At 62.3% G+C, this 19,227-nt stretch carries 17 protein-coding genes and 2 riboswitches; of the genes, 8 read left to right on the top strand and 9 right to left on the bottom strand.

Going from position 1 to position 19,227, the window contains the following annotated elements:
- Window positions 1-74: 74 nt before the first annotated feature.
- On the bottom strand, window positions 75-506 hold the full coding sequence (locus AC1L34_RS04105; protein ID WP_424294373.1) for a PaaI family thioesterase: 432 nt from the start codon (window positions 504-506) through the stop codon (window positions 75-77).
- A gap of 387 nt (window positions 507-893) precedes the next feature.
- On the opposite strand from AC1L34_RS04105, the gene AC1L34_RS04100 reads away from it, so the two are divergent.
- The 7 genes from AC1L34_RS04100 (at window position 894) to AC1L34_RS04070 (ending at window position 9,948) form a co-directional block, all read left to right on the top strand.
- Complete coding sequence (locus tag AC1L34_RS04100) at window positions 894-1,286, top strand: BlaI/MecI/CopY family transcriptional regulator (RefSeq protein WP_424323284.1); 393 nt, start codon at window positions 894-896, stop codon at window positions 1,284-1,286.
- Window positions 1,287-1,363: 77 nt separating this feature from the next.
- Window positions 1,364-2,302: a M56 family metallopeptidase gene (locus tag AC1L34_RS04095; protein WP_424322753.1), complete on the top strand. Its 939-nt coding sequence runs from the start codon at window positions 1,364-1,366 to the stop codon at window positions 2,300-2,302.
- A 32-nt stretch (window positions 2,303-2,334) separates the two neighbouring features.
- Window positions 2,335-3,774 carry a GMP reductase gene (guaB1, locus tag AC1L34_RS04090; RefSeq protein ID WP_424322752.1) on the top strand — a complete coding sequence of 480 codons (1,440 nt, stop codon included), beginning with the start codon at window positions 2,335-2,337 and terminating at the stop codon, window positions 3,772-3,774.
- Window positions 3,775-3,783: 9 nt separating this feature from the next.
- Window positions 3,784-5,187, top strand: coding sequence for a hemolysin family protein (locus tag AC1L34_RS04085; RefSeq protein ID WP_424323282.1), 1,404 nt, complete (start codon window positions 3,784-3,786; stop codon window positions 5,185-5,187).
- Window positions 5,180-6,256 (top strand): hemolysin family protein, encoded by a 1,077-nt coding sequence (locus tag AC1L34_RS04080; protein WP_480035118.1) that lies wholly within the window; start codon window positions 5,180-5,182, stop codon window positions 6,254-6,256. The genes AC1L34_RS04085 and AC1L34_RS04080 overlap by 8 nt, the downstream gene beginning before the upstream one ends.
- A 210-nt stretch (window positions 6,257-6,466) precedes the next feature.
- Window positions 6,467-8,635, top strand: coding sequence for a malate synthase G (locus AC1L34_RS04075; protein ID WP_424322749.1), 2,169 nt, complete (start codon window positions 6,467-6,469; stop codon window positions 8,633-8,635).
- Between the two features lie 119 nt (window positions 8,636-8,754).
- Window positions 8,755-9,948: a hypothetical protein gene (locus tag AC1L34_RS04070; protein WP_480035117.1), complete on the top strand. Its 1,194-nt coding sequence runs from the start codon at window positions 8,755-8,757 to the stop codon at window positions 9,946-9,948.
- A 47-nt stretch (window positions 9,949-9,995) separates the two neighbouring features.
- Here AC1L34_RS04070 and AC1L34_RS04065 read toward each other — a convergent pair whose 3' ends face one another.
- Together AC1L34_RS04065 and gcvP are read right to left on the bottom strand one after the other, a co-directional pair.
- Entirely contained in the window at window positions 9,996-10,634 is a 639-nt protein-coding gene (locus AC1L34_RS04065; RefSeq protein ID WP_480035116.1) for a dihydrofolate reductase family protein, read from the bottom strand.
- A 209-nt stretch (window positions 10,635-10,843) separates the two neighbouring features.
- On the bottom strand, window positions 10,844-13,717 hold the full coding sequence (gene gcvP, locus AC1L34_RS04060) for an aminomethyl-transferring glycine dehydrogenase (protein ID WP_480035302.1): 2,874 nt from the start codon (window positions 13,715-13,717) through the stop codon (window positions 10,844-10,846).
- Window positions 13,718-13,775: 58 nt separating this feature from the next.
- Window positions 13,776-13,892, bottom strand: a riboswitch (glycine riboswitch).
- Window positions 13,893-13,991, bottom strand: a riboswitch (glycine riboswitch).
- Between the two features lie 126 nt (window positions 13,992-14,117).
- Between gcvP and AC1L34_RS04055 the strand changes: the two genes are divergently transcribed.
- Window positions 14,118-14,780, top strand: coding sequence for a hypothetical protein (locus AC1L34_RS04055; protein WP_424322746.1), 663 nt, complete (start codon window positions 14,118-14,120; stop codon window positions 14,778-14,780).
- 192 nt (window positions 14,781-14,972) lie between these two features.
- Here the strand turns inward: AC1L34_RS04055 and AC1L34_RS04050 are convergent, their stop codons facing one another.
- The 6 genes from AC1L34_RS04050 to AC1L34_RS04025 form a co-directional block, all read right to left on the bottom strand.
- Window positions 14,973-15,641, bottom strand: coding sequence for a MerR family transcriptional regulator (locus tag AC1L34_RS04050; RefSeq protein WP_424322745.1), 669 nt, complete (start codon window positions 15,639-15,641; stop codon window positions 14,973-14,975).
- A 246-nt stretch (window positions 15,642-15,887) separates the two neighbouring features.
- Window positions 15,888-16,391, bottom strand: coding sequence for a bifunctional nuclease family protein (locus AC1L34_RS04045; protein ID WP_424322744.1), 504 nt, complete (start codon window positions 16,389-16,391; stop codon window positions 15,888-15,890).
- Window positions 16,392-16,468: 77 nt separating this feature from the next.
- On the bottom strand, window positions 16,469-17,197 hold the full coding sequence (gene ftsR / locus AC1L34_RS04040; protein WP_480035115.1) for a transcriptional regulator FtsR: 729 nt from the start codon (window positions 17,195-17,197) through the stop codon (window positions 16,469-16,471).
- The gene (gene garA, locus AC1L34_RS04035; RefSeq protein ID WP_424322743.1) at window positions 17,194-17,655 is read right to left on the bottom strand and encodes a glycogen accumulation regulator GarA; all 462 of its coding nucleotides are present in this window, start codon (window positions 17,653-17,655) and stop codon (window positions 17,194-17,196) included. The genes ftsR and garA overlap by 4 nt, the downstream gene beginning before the upstream one ends.
- A gap of 375 nt (window positions 17,656-18,030) precedes the next feature.
- Window positions 18,031-18,435 (bottom strand): glycine cleavage system protein GcvH, encoded by a 405-nt coding sequence (gene gcvH, locus AC1L34_RS04030; RefSeq protein WP_424322742.1) that lies wholly within the window; start codon window positions 18,433-18,435, stop codon window positions 18,031-18,033.
- A gap of 145 nt (window positions 18,436-18,580) precedes the next feature.
- The gene (locus tag AC1L34_RS04025; protein WP_424322762.1) at window positions 18,581-19,192 is read right to left on the bottom strand and encodes a CDP-alcohol phosphatidyltransferase family protein; all 612 of its coding nucleotides are present in this window, start codon (window positions 19,190-19,192) and stop codon (window positions 18,581-18,583) included.
- Window positions 19,193-19,227: the final 35 nt, after the last annotated feature.

Here is a 19,227-nt window from a genome sequence, read left to right as displayed (position 1 = left end):
CGGAATGACTGCGGTCCCCGATAGCGAAAGCTGTCGGGGACCGCAGTCATTCGAACAGGACCGTCGGAGACGGACTACTCGGCTGGCAGTGTCGGCATCGGAATGTTCTGCAGGCGCACTCGCGATTGCGCGACGAGCTTGCCATCATCACCGGTGATGTCGATCTGCCACAGCTGCTGGCGGCGCCCTCGATGGATTGGCGTCGTCGACACCGACAGTGTTCCGCTGGTCGCCGACCGCAGGAAATCGGTGGAGTTGTTGGCACCGACCGCAGTGCCGCCGATACCGGTTTCTTGCAACCAGCAGAAGCCGCTAATGCTGGCGGCGCTTTCGGCGAGCGCGCAGTACACACCGCCGTGCGTCAATCCGAACGGCTGTAGGTGATTCTCGGTGATCTCCATGGTCCCCCGGATTCCATCGCCGTCGGCGTGGCTCACGGTAAACCCCAGAAATTTGTCGAAGCCTCGAGCCTGAGTGACGTCAATTGCGTGATCTGCGTTTTCCATACCGTGCACATTGCCACTTCCGGACCGCACCGCGTGTGCCGGGGCGCGGTGGGAAGGGCCAGGGAACGTCGGCGGCCCCCGCGGTCAGTTGCTGAACGCGGGGGCCGTCGTCGCGGACCGGGGGTCTCTGCAGCCCTCAGGACACTCACGCGATCCTTGATAATTACCGTAGGCTACCCTTAATTCCACTGTCAACAGTGTGGCCCTTTCCAAAGATCCCGTCCGGTCCGGATGTGACCTGGACAACCATTCCGCGAATCGGGAACTACGGAGCGTCGTAGGACGTTGGACCCATAGACAGCCGAACATTCAGCAAAGACCGCAAGAGGCCGAGGATTCACACCCCTCCACTGGCATAAATCGGCTATTACCGGGAAGCGACGTAGAATGAAGAAGATGAATGGATTGGGCGATCTCGAACGTGCCGTGATGGACACGTTGTGGGCTTCGGCGACACCGCAGACGGTGCGCCAGGTTCACGCTGAACTCGCTGCCAATCGCACGCTTGCCTACACCACCGTCATGACCGTACTGCAGCGTCTCACCAAGAAGGGCCTGGTCACCCAGATCCGCGACGATCGCGCACACCAGTACAAGGCAACCTCCCCTCGAGAGGATCTGGTCGCCAACCTCATGGTCGAAGCGCTCACCAGCACCGATGCTCCGGGCTCACGCCATGCAGCACTCGTCTCATTCGTTGGACGAGTCGGCGCAGATGAGGCCGCGGCACTCCGCGAAGCCCTAGATGAACTCGAGGCCGGGCGCACCAGCCACCGCTAACCGCAGCGAGAAATCCCGATCCCGCATAAAATACCGACGACCGCTTAATACCGACTCTGACTAGCTGAGGAAGGCCGATGACCGCACTGCTGTTCGGCATCCTCACCATCGCTTTGGTCGGCCCGATTCCGGCGGCACTTTCTCGCGCCACATGGCCACTGCACGCTCCACGCGCGGCAATGACGCTCTGGCAATCTATCGCTCTGGCCGCCGTCCTCTCGGCTTTCAGTACCGGGCTCGCGATCGCAGCCAACTTGCTGGCACCCGGAGCCGACGGAACGCCCACCAGCAACCCGTTCGCCGAGATTGAGCGCTTGGGCATCGTCATGTGGACGGTCTATGTGACCGTCTTTATCCTCACCCTCGTTGTCGGTGCCCGCCTGATGTACACCGTCGTTCGTGTCGGCATCCGCACCCGCGCCCGTCGCAACGCGCACCGCGCGCTCATCGACCTTGTCGACAACGTGGGGCGCAGTCGCGAGAACGGCCGCGACATCCGCATTCTCGACGTCCCCGCACCGCTCGCCTACTGCCTGCCCGGGCTTCGCCGTCGGGTTGTTCTCAGTGAAGGCATTCTGGGCCGGCTCGACGATGCCGAGCTTGCCGCCGTTATTGCCCATGAGCGCGCCCACCTGCGTGCCCGCCACGACCTGGTTCTGGAAGCCTTCATCGCCGCCCACGAAGCCTTCCCCCGATTTGTCCGATCGAAATCGGCGCTCGGTGCGGTGGAGTTGCTTGCTGAGGCCCTCGCCGACGATCAGGCTGCCCGCGCCACCACTCCCACAACCGTCGGGCGCGCCCTCGTTGCGTGCGTTGATGCGGTCGCGCCAAGTGGTGCCATGGCGGTCGGCGGACCGACCACGGTAATCCGCATTCGCCGCCTCGGCTACGTGAAGCCGGGCTTTCATCTCTCCGCGACGGCCTACTTGCTGGCAGCTGCGATTCTCGTGATTCCGACGCTCGCCGTCGCGATCCCGTGGCTCACCGAATTGAGTCGGTTGATCGCCCATTCCTGACGTGCACGAGTCCGCTGCGAAAGGCTATTGACATGCGATTCCTCGAAGGCCACTCGCCGCACCACGATCTCACCTACGACGATGTATTCGTTGTGCCCAACCGTTCGGCGGTCGCGTCGCGCTTTGACGTCGACATGTCTACGAACGACGGCTCCGGCACCACAATCCCATTGGTCGTCGCCAACATGACGGCAATTGCTGGAAAGCGGATGGCAGAGACAGTGGCCCGACGAGGTGGCCTCGTGGTGCTCCCCCAAGACGTACCGATCGACGCCGCGGCCAGCACCATTGCCTACGTAAAATCGCGGAGCCTAGTGGCCGAAACACCGGTAGTCCTGACGGCTTCGGATCTCATGGCACATGCTCAGGCACTAATCCCGAAACGCTCCCACGGTGTAGCTGTCGTCGTGGACGACCATCGCGTCCCGATCGGCTTGGTGCCGCGCGCACTACCCGGCCACGACATCGACCTGTTCACCGATCTTGGGTCGAATGCACTGCCGATCCCAGTAACGCTGCCTGCCGACACTGATCCACGCCAGGTCTTCGATGTGCTCGTCGAAGCGAATGCGGACCTGGCGGTGCTGACCGACGACGAAGGCGCACTGGTTGGTGTCCTCACCCGCCTGGGGGCATTGCGAGCTGGCATCTATCAGCCCAACGTCGATGCCGCTGGCCGATTGCGAATCGCATCGGCGGTCGGCATCAATGGCGACGTCGTCGGTAAAGCTCGGGCACTCGTCGACGCCGGTGCCGACCTCCTCGTCGTCGATACCGCACATGGCCACCAAGAGAAGATGTTGACGGCGCTGTCGGCGATCGCGAAAGCCGACCTCGGGGTTCCGCTCGCTGCGGGGAACGTCGTATCCGCACGCGGTGCGCTTGACTTAATCGACGCGGGCGCTTCGATCATCAAGGTTGGCGTCGGACCCGGTGCCATGTGCACCACCCGCATGATGACGGGCGTCGGCCGACCGCAGTTTTCCGCGGTCGCCGAATGTGCGACCGCCGCACGTGAACACGGCGCCGCGGTGTGGGCCGACGGCGGCATCCGTCATCCGCGAGATGTCGCACTTGCCATCGCTGCGGGCGCCTCGAATGCGATGGTCGGATCGTGGTTCGCGGGGACCTACGAATCTCCCGGCGACCTGCATAGCGACGCTACCGGCGAATATAAAGTCAGCTTCGGAATGGCCTCCAAACGGGCTGTCGCCGCGCGGTCAGCGGGCGACGCCGCCTACGACCTCGCCCGCAAGTCACTCTTCGAGGAGGGCATCTCCTCCTCGCGTATCCGCATCGATCCCGACCGACCCGGAGTTGAAGATTTGATTGACCACATATGTTCGGGTGTCCGAAGCACCGCCACCTACGTGGGAGCTACCACGCTGCAGCAGCTTCATGACCACGTGGTTTTGGGCGTACAGTCGGCCGCTGGATTCGCCGAAGGCCGCCCGCTCCCGGGCGGATGGTGATCGACCCTCGTGGAAATCCTCATCATTGTTCTGAGTCTGGCCGGTTTCATCGCCCTGACGTTGGGCACCGCGCTGTTCGTCGCGGGCGAGTTTTCGCTGACCGCGCTTGAACGATCAACGATCGCGGCCGACGTCGCGAGCCGTAATGATCGGCGTGCACACGCCGTCGATCGCGCGCACCGTTCGCTGTCGTTTCAACTTTCGGGCGCGCAACTCGGTATCACGATCACCACTCTGGTCACCGGTTATATCGCCGAACCGGTACTGGCGAAACTCTTCGACCCGATGTTGAGCGCGATGCGGGTTCCCGAGAGCACTATCTCCGGCGTCTCGCTGGCATTGGCACTAATCATCGCGACGTCGCTGTCGATGGTGCTCGGCGAGTTGATCCCGAAGAATCTCGCCATCGCGAAGCCCCTGGCGGTGGCGCGTGCCACCGCGTCGCCCATGTCGATGTTTTCGGCATTCTTTAGGATCGCCATCAACGGTCTCAACAATTCGGCGAATGCGCTGGTCCGACGTCTCGGCATCGAGCCGACCGAAGAGTTGGGCTCAGCCCGCTCGGCCGCGGAACTTGCTGCGCTGGTTCATAATTCGGCACTGCGCGGGGCACTCGACCCCGACACCGCCATGCTGATCGACCGTTCGCTACGGTTTGGCGACCTCTCAGCCGAAGACTTGATGACACCGCGCGTTCGCATCGAATCGCTCGAGCCTAACGACTCGGTCCGCGACCTCATCTCGGCGGCATCGCGCACGGGGCACTCTCGATTCCTCATCGCTGAGGCTGGCGATCTCGACAACCTGGTGGGCGTCGTGCACATCAAGCAGGCATTTACGCTCCCCCCGCAAAGCCTGGCGACCACATCGCTGCGTTCGCTCGCCCGCCCGGTGACCCGAGTTCCGGACAGTTTGGACGGGGATTCACTCATGGATCGCATTTCTTCCAGCGGTTTGGAAGTGTGCGTGGTGATCGACGAATACGGCGGTACTGCGGGACTGGTGACCTCAGAGGATCTCGTCGAAGAGATTCTTGGCGATGTGACCGACGAACACGACGTCGAAGAATCCGACGTAACGCCCGTCGGCAACGGCTACCGGTGTTCCGGGCTCTTGCGACTGGACGAGGTCAAGACCGCGATCGGCTATCGCGCACCCGAGGGTTCGTACGAAACTCTTGGCGGCCTCATCATGTTCCAGCTCGGCCGGATTCCGCGAACCGGCGACATCGTGGACCTTCCCCAGCACGAAACGGCGGGCAGTTTGATGCACGACGACCCTGAACCGCAGTGGCGGGCCACCGTCGTCCAGATGGATCAGCGGCGCGTCGACAAAGTTTGGATGACCATTATCAACGGCACGCAGTCGGCGGTACCGCCAGAGACGAACCAGAGCGGAGATCGACGTGGGTGATATCTGGGGCATCATGCTGGCCGTGGTACTGTTGGCCGCCAATGCATTTTTTGTGGCGGCCGAGTTCTCGCTGATCGCGGCTCGACGCGACCGCCTGGTCGCGCTCGAAGAAGGCGGCAAGAAACGCGCCCGAACCGTGATCTCGGCGTCCGAGCATTTATCGCTGATGCTGGCTGGTTCTCAGCTGGGCATCACTATCTGTTCAATCCTGCTGGGACGTGTCGCAGAACCGGCGATCGCGCACCTCATCAGCAGCCCGTTGGAATGGATGAATGTCCCGGAAGGACTCCTGCACCCGATTGCCTTCGCGATCGGCCTCGCGATCGTCGTGATACTCCACATCCTGCTCGGCGAAATGGTTCCGAAGAACATCGCCCTGGCCGGTCCGGAAAAGGTTGCGATGCTGTTGGTGCCGACGCACCTGTGGTTCATGCGGTTAGTACGTCCGCTGATCGGGTTCTATAACTGGACCGCCAACCTGGCCTTACGGTTGGCTGGCGTGCAGCCCAAGGATGAGTTGGCTACTACCGTCAACGAAACCGAACTCGCGTCGATGATTGGTGAATCGCGTGAACTCGGTCTGCTCGACGCCGAAGAGCACGAACGACTCACACGCGCGTTGACGACCGTCGAACGAACAGCGTCAGAAGTCATGATTCCGTTGACGGCCGTCCGGAGCGTGAACGTCCAACTCGATGCCGCAACGGGTGGTTTGGGTCCGAGCCTCGGGTCGGTTGAAAGCGCCGTCCGCGAAACGGGCTTTTCCCGGTTCCCCGTGCTGGGCCTTGATGGCTCCTTCATCGGCTACCTCCACATCAAGGATGTCCTCGACGACATCCTCGATGAGACGGTGGGCCCCGACTCGTTGATCGGCGTCGACCAGATTCGACCGCTACCCAAGATTCGTTCGACGATGCCGCTGAACGAAGCGACGGTGATCTTGCGGCGCGCCAGTGCTCACTTGGGTGCCGTGGTTGACGAAGGCGGCACGATAACCGGAGTCCTCACCCTGGCAGATCTCGCCGAATCGTTTATCGGCGATCTCCGGGATTCCACCCACCGGGTGTAACGGCTAGCAAAGTCACGGGACCTGACGATGCTCGTCACATACCGCAGAGTCCCGGAGATACTGGCCAGTAACCCCTTGTACCATGGATAATTGTTGGGCGGGCTGTCGCCGGAGCTAGTCGGCACACAGTCAACGTTCCAAAAAATTGGGGTCCCCGGACCTCGCATATGGAGTTTCGAGTAGTTAAGTACTCGCTAAGGAAAGGTTGCCATGACCGATCGCGTCACCGTCAACGGACTGCAGGTTGCCACAGTCCTGTACGACTTCGTCAACAATGAGGCCCTCCCCGGTACGGGAGTAGACCCCGAGAAGTTTTGGGCGGGCGCAGCGGCCGTAATCAACGACCTCGCTCCCCGAAACCGCGAACTGCTCGATGTTCGCGAAGAACTCCAGACCAAGATCGACGCCTGGCACCGCGACCACAAGGACTTCGACTTCGCCGAGTACAAGGCCTTTCTCCAGGAAATCGGCTACCTGGTGCCGGTGCCCGATGATTTCCAGATCACGACGGCCAACGTCGACGAAGAGATCACCAACGTTCCCGGCCCGCAGCTTGTGGTGCCAATCCTCAACGCCCGCTTCGCATTGAATGCCTCCAATGCGCGCTGGGGTTCGCTGTACGACGCGCTGTACGGCACCGATGCCATTCCAGAGACCGGCGGTGCGGAAAAGGGCAGTTCGTACAACAAGGTTCGCGGCGACAAGGTCATCGCCTTCGCCAAGGCCTTTCTCGACAAGGCGGTGCCGCTGGAGCAGTGCAGCCATGCCGACGTCACCTCCTACACGGTCGTTGACGGCGACGTTGTTGCCGCCTTCGGCGACGGTCAGACCACCACGTTCGCTGACCCGACCGCCTTTGCCGGCTACACCGGTGAGCCGTCGGCACCCACCGGCATCCTGCTCCGTCACCACGGACTGCACCTGGAAATCCAGATCGACGCTAACTCCCCCATCGGTGCCACCGACGCTGCTGGCGTCAAGGACGTCGCCGTTGAGTCGGCCGTCACCACGATCATGGACTTCGAGGATTCCGTTGCCGCGGTCGACGCTGATGACAAGGTGCTCGGCTACCACAACTGGCTGGGGCTCAATAAGGGCGATCTCGCCGAAGAGGTTAGCAAGGGCGGAAAGTCCTTCACTCGCACCCTGAACCCCAACCGGGTCTACACCAGCCCGGATGGCACCGGCGAGGTGGAACTGCACGGCCGAAGCCTGCTGTTCGTCCGCAACGTCGGCCACCTGATGACCAACCCAGCCATCCTCGACGCCAACGGCAACGAGGTCCCCGAAGGCATTCTCGACGCCCTCGTAACCTCGGCGATCGGCATCCACGGCATGAGCGCCGACGGCCTGCAGAATTCACGGACCGGATCGATTTACATCGTGAAGCCCAAGATGCACGGTCCCGACGAGGTTGCTTTCACCAGTGAACTGTTCGGCCGCGTCGAAGAGGTTCTCGGTCTGCCCGCGAACACCATCAAGGTCGGCATCATGGACGAGGAGCGCCGCACTTCGGTGAACCTTGCCGCCGCTATCAAGGCAGCGGCCGAGCGAGTCGTGTTCATCAACACCGGCTTCCTGGACCGCACCGGAGACGAAATCCACACTTCCATGGAGGCGGGACCCTTCGTTCGCAAGGCCGAGATCAAGGGCCAAACCTGGTTCAACGCGTACGAGGATTCGAACGTCGACACCGGGTTGCACGCTGGCCTCCAGCACAAGGCGCAAATCGGTAAGGGCATGTGGGCCATGCCCGATCTGATGGCCGACATGCTTGAACAGAAAATTGGTCATCCGAAGGCCGGCGCCAACACCGCCTGGGTGCCGTCACCGACCGCAGCCACCCTGCACGCCCTGCACTACCACGAGGTCGACGTCTTCGAGCGTCAGAACGACATCGCCAAGCGAGACCCGGCGAACGTCGACGACATCCTCACCATCCCGCTCTCGGCGAACCCGAACTGGACCGAGGAAGAAAAGCGCGAGGAACTGGACAACAACTGCCAGTCGATCCTCGGCTACGTGGTGCGCTGGATCGATCACGGTGTCGGCTGCTCCAAGGTCCCCGACATCCACGACGTCGCGCTGATGGAAGACCGCGCCACGCTGCGCATCTCCAGCCAGTTGCTCGCCAACTGGATTCGCCACGGCATCGTCACTGAGGCCGATGTTGTCGCTGCGCTGGAGCGCATGGCTCCGGTCGTCGACCGCCAGAACGCCGACGATCCGCTGTACCGTCCGATGGCACCGAACTTCGACGGCAACATCGCTTTCCAGGCCGCCAAGGACCTAGTTTTGCAGGGAGCAACGCAGCCTAGCGGGTACACCGAACCGCTGCTGCACGCGGCGCGTCGCGAGTTCAAGGCTGCCAACGCCTAAAAAGCGGTAACGCCTGATATACACGAGTAGGTGTACTGCACTCGAGCCCGGGCCGAAACTCGGTCCGGGCTCGAGTGCACCTGCCGGGCATGACACGAATCGCCGGAGGAGGACGATCAGTGGCAAACCAAAATCGGGGTCGGCACAACGCGGGGGATCGACGTCGGCAACTTGTTAGCCGTCCGCTCGTCGGGACGTTGCTGGCCATCATTCTGATCGCAGGTGCGGTCACATCGTGGTCCCTGCTCGGCGACCGAATCGACAATGAGCAACCCGTCGCCGCTGGCAGTTGCCTCGAGGGAGCCGCAACCGTTTCGGTCGTCGCAGATCCCGCGTTGGCACCTGGACTCCAAGAGATCGCGAAGAGTTTCAACGCGACCAAACCGGTGGTGCGCGACCACTGCATCACGATCGATGTTCGACCGGCCGATGCCCGTGCCACCTTGGAAGGACTGACGGCCAAAACGTGGGATGCCAATGCCTTCGGCGCCTTCCCCGCAGCCTGGGTACCCGAGTCAGCCATCTGGTCGTCCGCCTTGCAAACAACCAATGCTGGTTTGCTGCAAGGCAATCCGGAGTCGCTGGTGTCGTCGCCGGTGCGCCTGGCAATGGAACCGGAGATCGCTAAAGCGATTGACGGCAACCTCGCGTGGTCGGACTTACCCGCACAGACCCGTGCCAATTCACTAGCTGATTTCGGGAAGCGGTCGTGGGGATCGTTGCGGATCGCGATGCCCAATGGGCCGCAATCTGACGCCACCGCACTCGCTGGACAGGCCATCGCCGCAGCCACCACTGGCGCTACCGAGGCACTGACCCCGCAGCAAGCAACGTCGCCCGAGGTCGTCAATGCGCTCAATCAGATGATGTCGGCCCCGCCGAGCGTCGGCGACGGGTCAATCGACGCTGCGGTGAAATCTATCGCCGAAACGACCGATCCGTCCGATACGCCGGTACGCGCAGTCCCGGTTACCGAACAACATCTCTACGTGATCACTAAGGACGATCAAGCCGCAAAGGTCGCCGTCGTCGCACCCAAGGGGCAGACGCCGGTCGCCGACTACCCGTTCATCAAGTTGGCCAGCGAATTGATTCCGGCCCACGCTAGTGACGCCGTGGCCGAGTTCTTCACCTACGCCCGCAAGCCGATGCAGATGGAAACTCTCACGAAGCTCGGTTTCCGTGGCCCCGGCCCGCTCCCCGCGCCTACGGCAACGGTAGCGTTCGACGCCGTCACCGATCCGATGCCGCAACCCGCACCCGAGGCGGCCATTTCGGTAAACAAGATCGTCTACCCGGCAGCGACGCTCTAGCAGCGGATCCGATCTTCCCTCAGCCGCCGCGCTGTCATCTGCGGTTACTATTTTCGGTTCCAGAACTGGTGGGTAAGTCCGGTCCCGGTGGTGATCGATTCGATGTCGAAGGATTTCTGCAAGTCTGCGGACCCGTCCCAGATCGAGACCCCGGTCCCCAGGACCGTGGGGACGAAGATCAGGTGCATGAAGTCAACGAGGCCAGCGTGGAGGAAGTCGCGGACTGACGAGGGACCTCCGCCGAGGCGAATATCGCCGTCACCAGCGAGATCCCGTGTGAACGCGAGCGTCTGTTCCGGGGTGCCGTCGAAGAAGTGGAAGACCGTTCCGTTGTCGAACTCGATGGGGTCCCGCGGATAGTGCGTCAATACCACCACCGAGGTCCCGAACGGTGGCGCGTCACCCCACCATCCTCGCCAGTCGTCCTCACTCCGCCATGGACCGGTCTGTGGACCGAACTTCTTACGGCCCATAATTTCCGCGCCAATTCCCTGACTCCACCCGCTGATGATGAGGCGATCGGCCGTGATGGGGTCGTCGATGTGGTGCACGCCATCGATTACTCGTCCATCGAAATAGGCGAACAGGCTCCGGGCGTCCCCCATGGGTTTGTCGAAGGTGACGAAGTCGCCAGCACTGAATCCGTCGAGCGAGATGTGCAGATTGTGCACCCGGACTTTTGACATTGCAGCCTCCGATCGGATTCGGTGATCCTAACCCCGTATGCGGCCTACCGCCAGACTCAATGAGACCCGATTTCTCACCGTTTTCGCGCTCCGCGCTTCTCCCTTTTCTGTCACGAAACAACCAGACCGTCACCAATCGAGGTGATCGGTGACGGTCTGGTCGACGTACGACCGTCGCGTCGTGACAGAAAAGGGACGGTCGACGGGCGTTACTCGGCGAAAGCCGAGATCGGCGGGCAACTGCAAGCGAGGTTGCGGTCGCCGAAGGCTCCGTCGATGCGGCGGACCGACGGCCACACCTTCGGACGGGCACCCGACGAAGGCAGTCCGTTCGGGTAGACGGCGACGAGTCGGTCGTAGCCGTGGTTCCATTCCCCTACCAGCGATTCAGCGGTGTGCGGGGCACCTGCGAGGGGGTTGTCGTCGACGGTCCAGGTGCCATCGGCAACCTTGTCAATTTCACCGCGGATTGCGATCATCGCGTCGATGAACGCGTCGATCTCGGCGAGGTTCTCGCTTTCGGTTGGCTCCACCATCAAGGTGCCAGCCACCGGGAAGCTCATCGTCGGTGCGTGGAAACCGTAGTCTGCCAAACGCTTTGCGACGTCGTCGACCGAGACGCCGGTGTCCTTCGTCAGCTCACGCAGGTCGAGGATGCACTCGTGAGCGACCCAGCCGCCCTCGCCCGTGTACAGCACCGGGTAGTAGTCCTGTAGGCGACGAGCGATGTAGTTGGCGGAGGCGATCGCCGTAAGCGTCGCCGAGCGCAAACCTTCCGCCCCCATCATCGCGATGTAGGCGTACGTGATGGGCAGGATCGACGCCGAGCCATAGGGCGCCGCCGAGATCGTGATCCCCGTCTGCGGCAGCTCAGTGGCCAGCGGGTTGCTCGGCAGGAAGGGAGCGAGGTGCTCGCGAACGGCGACCGGTCCGACGCCGGGGCCGCCACCGCCGTGCGGGATGCAGAAGGTCTTGTGCAGGTTCAGGTGCGAGACGTCGCCACCGAATTGGCCGGGGCGAGCCAGACCGACGAGCGCATTCAGGTTGGCGCCGTCGACGTACACCTGACCGCCAGCCGCGTGGACCGCGTCGCAGATGTCGGTGACCTCGTGCTCGAAAACCCCGTGAGTTGAGGGGTAAGTAATCATGATGCCTGCCAACTCATCGCGATGCTTCTCGATCTTGGCTCGCAGATCGTCGATGTCGACGTCACCGGTGTCACGGCTGGCAACAACCACAACGCGCATCCCGGCCATCACGGCGGAGGCCGCATTGGTGCCGTGGGCACTGGACGGAATCAGGCACACGTCGCGAGCGTCATCGCCGCGTGAGAGGTGATATTGCCGGATCGCGAGAAGCCCCGCGTACTCACCCTGTGAGCCGGCGTTCGGCTGCAGGCTGACCCGGTCGTAGCCGGTGACCGCGACGAGCCAGTCTTCCAACTGGCTAATCAGTTCGCGGATGCCTTCGCTGTCACTGAGCGGGGCAAACGGGTGCAAGCCCCCAATCTCAGGCCACGTGACCGGCTCCATCTCGGTCGTGGCATTGAGCTTCATGGTGCAGGAGCCCAGCGGGATCATGCTGCGATCGAGCGCAATGTCCTTGTCCGACAGCATCCGCAGGTAGCGGAGCATCGCGGTCTCGGTCCGGTGGAGGTGGAACGCCGGATGCGTCAGGTACTCGCTGGTGCGGTTGGCGATCGAGGTACTAAACGCAGCGGGCTTGGCATCAGCTGCACCAAAGGCGTCGAGAACATTCGCAATGTCGGCCGCGGTGGTGGTCTCGTCGCAGGCAACGCCGACGCGGTCAGCGTCGATCAGCCGCAAGTTGATGTTGTGACGCGATTTCGCGGCCTCAACGATCTGGGCGGCCTTGCCGTCAACTCGAACGGTCAGGGTGTCGAAGAACGCCGCGTGCTCGACGGTAATGCCTGCGCCCGTCAACTGATCGGCGAGGGCCACCGCGTGGTCGTGAACGCGCTGCGCGATGGCCCGGAGTCCGGCAGGACCGTGGTACGAGGCGTACATGGCGGCCATGATCGCCAGCAGAACCTGGGCGGTGCAGATATTGCTCGTCGCCTTCTCACGACGGATGTGCTGCTCTCGCGTTTGCAGGGCGAGCCGGTAGGCAACGTTGTTGTCGGCATCCTTCGAGACACCAACGAGCCGGCCGGGCAGCTGGCGGGTACGAGCGGCAGGAACCGCAAGGTAGCCCGCGTGCGGTCCACCGAAGCCCATTGGCACACCGAAGCGCTGCGTGGTGCCAAAGCAGGCGTCGGCACCCTGGTCGCCGGGAGGCGTGATCAGGGTGGCGGCCAGCAGGTCGACGCCAGCGGCAACGAGCGCACCGCGTTCGTGTGCGGCCTCGATGATCGGAGCTAGGTCCCGGATGCGGCCTGACGCACCGGGCGTCTGGACGATCACTCCGAAGAACTCGCCCTCCGGAAGACCTGCGTTGTCGGCATCGGAATCCAAGTCGGCTTCGACGACCTCGATGCCAAGCGGAAGGGCGCGCGTGTCGATCACGGCGCGGGTCTGCGGGAACAGGTCAGCGTCGACCACAATCCTGTTCGACTTCGACTTGCCCGCGCGACGCAGCAGCGTCATCGCTTCAGCTGCGGCGGTGCCTTCATCGAGCATTGACGCGTTCGCGATCTCCATGCCCGTCAGGTCCGACACCATGGTCTGAAAGTTGATGAGGGCTTCGAGGCGACCCTGGCTGATTTCCGGCTGGTACGGCGTGTACGCGGTGTACCAGGCGGGGTTCTCAAGAACGTTGCGCTTGATGACACCGGGGGTGTGCGTGTCGTAGTAGCCGAGGCCGATCATCGAGCGGGCAACTACGTTGCGGCTGGCCAAGGCACGCATCGCGGCAGTGGCCTGTGATTCCGTCAGCGGGGCAGGTAGCGCGTCCAGCCCGGTGGCGATGCCGTTCGCGTCGACGCCGTCGGCGATGACGGCCGGAACGACCTGCGTCGCGAGTTCGTCGAGCGACGCTACGCCGAGGACATCAAGGATGGTGGCGAGTTCGCCGCTATCGGGGCCGAGGTGGCGGCTGGAGAACTCAGAACCGTGGTTCGACAAGAGGGCACCTTGCTCGTGTGGGTCCGGCACACACCGGACAGGCGCGCACAGGATCGGGCCCTCTCCCTCTGTCATGCTGCTTTCCGGCAGCGCCTGAGAGATTCGGCTGCGGGTCACCGCAGCCTTTCACCGTGGGCGGGTGGGAGCGTGCTCCAACCACTTTCCAGAGGCGCCGTCAGCAACCACGGTCCGGGTGCCTGAGAGTTTGACGGAGAGGTGTTGCTCCTTCGGCGGTCGTCCGGCTTCCCGGACAACGCTCTCCCGCAGCGTTGCGGCGCCCGATCAGGATACCAAGGAATCCCGGCAAATCCGCAGCCCACGACCGCAGACCTGGTCACAGCCGAACATTCGTTCGTTTGCAGTCTGGTCGACGCCCATGATCAGTCCATAACATCGAAAGATGCCTTCCGGAACAATCCCGCCACCTGAACCGCCGGTTCGCCCGCCAGGCCCGCCGCAAGCGCCGATTCGTCCTCCCATCCAACCACCGATCGCACCGTCGCGCCCGCCGCAGGCGAATCCACCGCTCGCCTACAGCCAGCCCGCGCATCGACCTCTCGCCTACAGCCAGCCTGCGGTTTCCTGGCAGCACGGGCAGGCTCACCCGGTTCCGACACAGATGCCTGCTGTCGGCCCGGTGTTTGCCCCGTCGTTCGAGCTAACGAATACCGCTGAACAAGCGGCGCTAGTTCGCCCGTGGCAGGTGACCTTCTACGGATGGGTGGTGATCATCGGATCGGTCCTGTGCCTTTTGGTCCTGCTTCCACTGATGTTCACCAACGACGCCACCTTGATCCAATGGTGGACCGCCCTCGACAGTCAGCCCGACATCACCGTCGAGGGCCTCAAGACCGTGCGGATTATCGTCATCGTCGCCGACATCTTCACGGCTGTCATCGTCGCCATCAATCTGCCAGCCGGAATCGCGCTACTTCGCGGTTCGCGCGGCGCCTACACGTACTTTCTGACGATGCTTTGGCTGAACATCATCGGCATGATCCTGCTCGTGATGTTCTTCGTGATCGCCATATTAGGAGCCGGCTTCATCGCCACGAACGGATAATTGATGGACATCGGAATTCTCGTCGCATTTCTCCTGATAATGGCCATCCCACTCGTGCCGTTCATCTTTTACTGCTATCTCCTGATGAACCGCCGGACCAGGAACTACTTCAGTCGGCAGAGCGTGGAGATCAGACGACAGGCGCGCATGCGTACGCGATGACTCGGCGTAGGCAACCGACTCCCGTAGTCCCTATCCGGTCTTGCGGCTGCGGTTCTTTCGGCGCGCTGCGAGTTCGTCTTCGGGCGAGATTTCGCTGGTGCCGCCGTCGGCGCGTTCGCCTGGGAAGTCGGCGATGGTGCCGGTGAGCTCGCGCATGGCACCGGAAACTGCGATGCCAAAGACTCCCTGCCCACCCTGCAGGAGGTCAACGACCTCTTCAGCGGAGGTGCATTCATAAACGGTGGTGCCGTCGGAGAACAACGTGATGCGAGCGAGGTCTTCGACGCCGCGCTTACGGAGGTGATCGACTGCCACCCGGATGTTCTGCAAGGAGATACCGGTGTCGAGGAGTCGCTTCACGATCTTCAGAACGAGGACGTCCTTGAAGGAGTAGAGGCGCTGACTACCCGATCCTTGCGCCCCCCGGATGGACGGCACAACGAGCGAAGTACGGGCCCAGTAGTCGAGTTGGCGGTAAGTGATTCCGGCGATCTGGCATGCGGTAGGAACCCGGTAACCGACGAGATCGTCGGGCACGGTGTCGTTCGGGAAAATGCCAGGGGCAATCTCGTCCAGGCCACCTTGAACGGGCATGGCAGGCGTCGATGCCGCGCTGTCGGTCGACGTTGCACTTTCGGTCGACATAGCGTCGCCCGTCGTGCCGTCGCCGGTCTGCGAATCTGACGGAAAATCGCCCACGGTAGCTCCCTTACACAAGACTCGGGCCGGTGGATCCCAATGCAAGGGTACTCCGGACCACTGACTAAGTGTTGCCCTCGCTGGATGCGCTGGCTGTCGAGATCAAAAGTATGGACTTCCGCGGCCTCAATCAACGCGACTCGCGGTAAACCTCAACCTAAAGTTCAGGTTTAGATAAATGGTGACTTGGCAGAGACATTCTTGTGACCGAACGCCCCGGCGCGTCGCCTCACCATTCGCCAAAATTTAGGCTTCGGGCCCCAGAAAATCTTCCGGCGACACCTGATCCAGAAACTCCCGGAAAGCCTCGACTTCGTCGTCACCGACTACTTCTTCATCCGCGTTCGAGGCCTGCTCCTCGGGCATCAACATCCCGGCATCGTCGAGCACATCGTCGGCAGCAACAATCTGCGCGTCGGCACGCATCGCAATCGCAATCGCATCTGATGGTCGTGCTTCGACCACCACGTCGCCATCGAAAACGAGTTCAGCGTAGAAAGTGCCCTCCTGCATGTCCACGATTCGCACCATTTCCAGCGTGCGCCCAAAGGCCTCGCACAGATTGACCACCAAATCGTGGGTCAATGGCCGCGGTGGCTCAACGCCGCGCTGCTGAAGTGCAATCGACGCAGCTTCGCTCTGGCCGATCCAAATCGGCAAATAGCGGGCACCGTCAACCTCACGAAGCAGAAGCACCGGCTGATTCTGAGGGGGCTCAACCCGAATGCCTACAACACGCATCTCACCCATGATTTCCCCTCCTCGAAAGTCTCTAGAAATACAGGTTACGCTGCAAATACGGTCGGCGCTGCCGACCGGATGACGCCTCAGTCAAGGGCGCTGCGAACGGCGGCCTTGACCAACTGCGTATGCAGCGTCACCGATAGCGCAGCCATCTCGCGGACCAATTCCTCCGCGCGATCACGCGCACCGGTCCCCCGACCCTTGGCGATAGGTCCGGCAATCTGTGCTACCAAGCCCGCCTCGCGGTCGGCACTAATTTTGAACGCACGCAGATGCCGCGATTCCAAGCCGAAGTTGGCGAGTGCGGCGGCCGCCTCAACCAGTCGGACGGCATCTTCGTCGAAGAAGCCGCCAGGCCCGGCCGTCAGCAATCCGTTGCGGACCAACTCAGAAATAAAAGCCGAGTCAACCTCGGTGCGCTCCATCAGAGTCTCCCGATCAACTCGTCCCCCGCGGGAACTGAAGTCGGTGGCCGGTGCCACCGCACTGCGCGCAGACGACAGCAGACGAGGACCGGAGCCGCCGCTGGCGGACTCCGCATCCATTTCGTCAAGCTGTTCGCGAATCACCTTCAACGGCAAATACCGATCCCGCTGAGCCGTCAGCACGAAACGCAGACGCTTGCAGTCGGCATCACTGAACCGGCGATACCCCGAAGGAGCTCGATCCGGAGTAACCAATCCTTCAGTTTCGAGGAATCGGATCTTCGAAATCGTGACATCCGGGAACTCATCTCGGAGGATGCCCAGGACTGCACCGATCGACATTGTGCGGTCGCTGGCACCGCTCTCGCGCGCAGCAGACGACGTCACGACAGCGCGGCACCAGCTTCTCCGGCGCGCGGGCCGGACAGGAAGACCAACCGGAACTTACCGATCTGGACCTCATCACCACTGGTGAGGGTGGCCGTATCAACCGGTTCGCGGTTGACGTACGTACCGTTCAGGCTGCCGACATCGACCACCTGGAAATCGTCGCCATTGCGACGGAACTCGGCGTGGCGCCGACTCACCGTCACGTCATCGAGAAAAATGTCGCTATCGGGATGGCGTCCCGCCGACGTTGTCGGCTGGTCGAGCAGGAAGCGCGACCCGGCGTTGGGTCCCCGCTTCACCACCAACAGAGCCGTGCCCGGCGACAGTCGCTCGACACCGGTATCGGCCGGCTCGTTCGACGTCGCTGGGGCGTCTACTTCCTTGATGAAGTCCTCGCGGAAGACCGAAGTCGTCTCCACGGGCGCCTCAAAGCCGTTGTCGTTACCGCTCACCACATCTCCTTCATCGTCAACGCACCCCGCCGTGACTTGCTGACTCCACAGTCCCCGGGTTGGGTCCTATACGAGTCGTTCGAGGTACCTGCACAAACCCCAATTGTCCGGTGTTGCCACACAATTGACGTTCATTCGCTGTTTCAACACACACTCGACCCACCTCGCCATTGAAGTGAGCGAATGCCGGGCAGGAACCTTCTAAGTGAACCTACCGCCTTTGTCCAAACGCCGCCCGAAGTCGTTTAGAATTCCTCGCCTACCGGCGGGGATCCTCAGCCCTTCGAGAGCGTTTGTCGTACTTGACCAATCATATCGCCGAAGCGCGCACGCCGACTTCGGGTCAGCCCGACTGATACCGGGCTCTCAGGATTCCGCTCAGGAACCGATGGCTGCCTTGTAGCCGTCGGCATCAAGCATTGCACCGAGGATCGCGTCCAGATCCGCATCGTCGGCCACGGTGATCTCCACCAGCCAACCATCCGAATACGGACCCGAGTTCACCAACTCCGGAGTACCTTCGAGCGCGTCGTTGACCGCGGCAACGGTGCCATCCAGCGGTCCAAAGATGTCCGAAACGCTCTTGGTGGACTCCACCTCGGCAAAGGACTCTCCGTTCTCAACATCAGATCCGACGTCAGGAAGCTGAACAAACACCACGTCCCCGAGCGCGTCCTGGGCGAAATCGGTGATACCCACCCGGACGGTCTTGTCGCCGACCTTGCTAATCCACTCGTGCTCGGCGGTGTAGCGGAGCTCTTCGGGGATTTTGGTGTCGCTCACGATTCGTCCTTTCACGACGACTGTCGAAGACTTCGATGTTTTCCTCACTTGCTGCGCCGTTGCGGCAAGCGAGTTGTGCGTCAATGACTTTAACGTGCGGGGCCAACAGAACCCGCATCAACCCGGGTCGGGCCGCAATGCGTAATCAGGCTGTGACCGAGGCCCGCGGCACCTTGCGGACCACCTGGATCGTCTGAACCCAGTACAGGACCAGCGTCCACAGATAGAGACCGACACCCCACAGCAGGAAGGCCCAGCCGAACGGAAACGCGATGGTCCCAATGACCCCGTCAATTTGGCCGGCAAGCAGCCAGGGGAACGAGCTCATCAGGGCAAACGTGGCTGCCTTGCCGATGTACAGCGTGGGCAACGCGGTGATCCCCCGCGACTTCAAGAACGGCACCGTCGCAAAGAGCAGCACATCGCGCGCAATGATCAGCCCGATCAGCCACCACGGGACAAACTCCCGAATGCCAAAACAGATTGGGATGATGATCACGTACAGGCGGTCGGCGGCCGGATCGAGCAGTGCCCCCAGCTTGGACGACTGCCCGAGCCAGCGAGCCAACTTACCGTCAAGCCAGTCAGTCCACCCCGAGACAAATAGGACGACGAACGCCCAGCCCGCCGACTCTTCAACCAGCAACAGCCAGATGAAGACCGGAATCAGCAGCAGACGCAGCACGCTCAGCGCGTTCGGCACTGTCCAGATTGCGTCGCTCCGCTCCACCTCTTCGAGGTGTCCCCCGGACGGCATTTCCGCAGGCCGTGACGGGTCAGACGGTGACGTAT

The sequence above is a fragment of the Gordonia sp. 34D genome (assembly GCF_056682775.1).
This window is presented reverse-complemented; position numbering and strand designations above follow the sequence as displayed.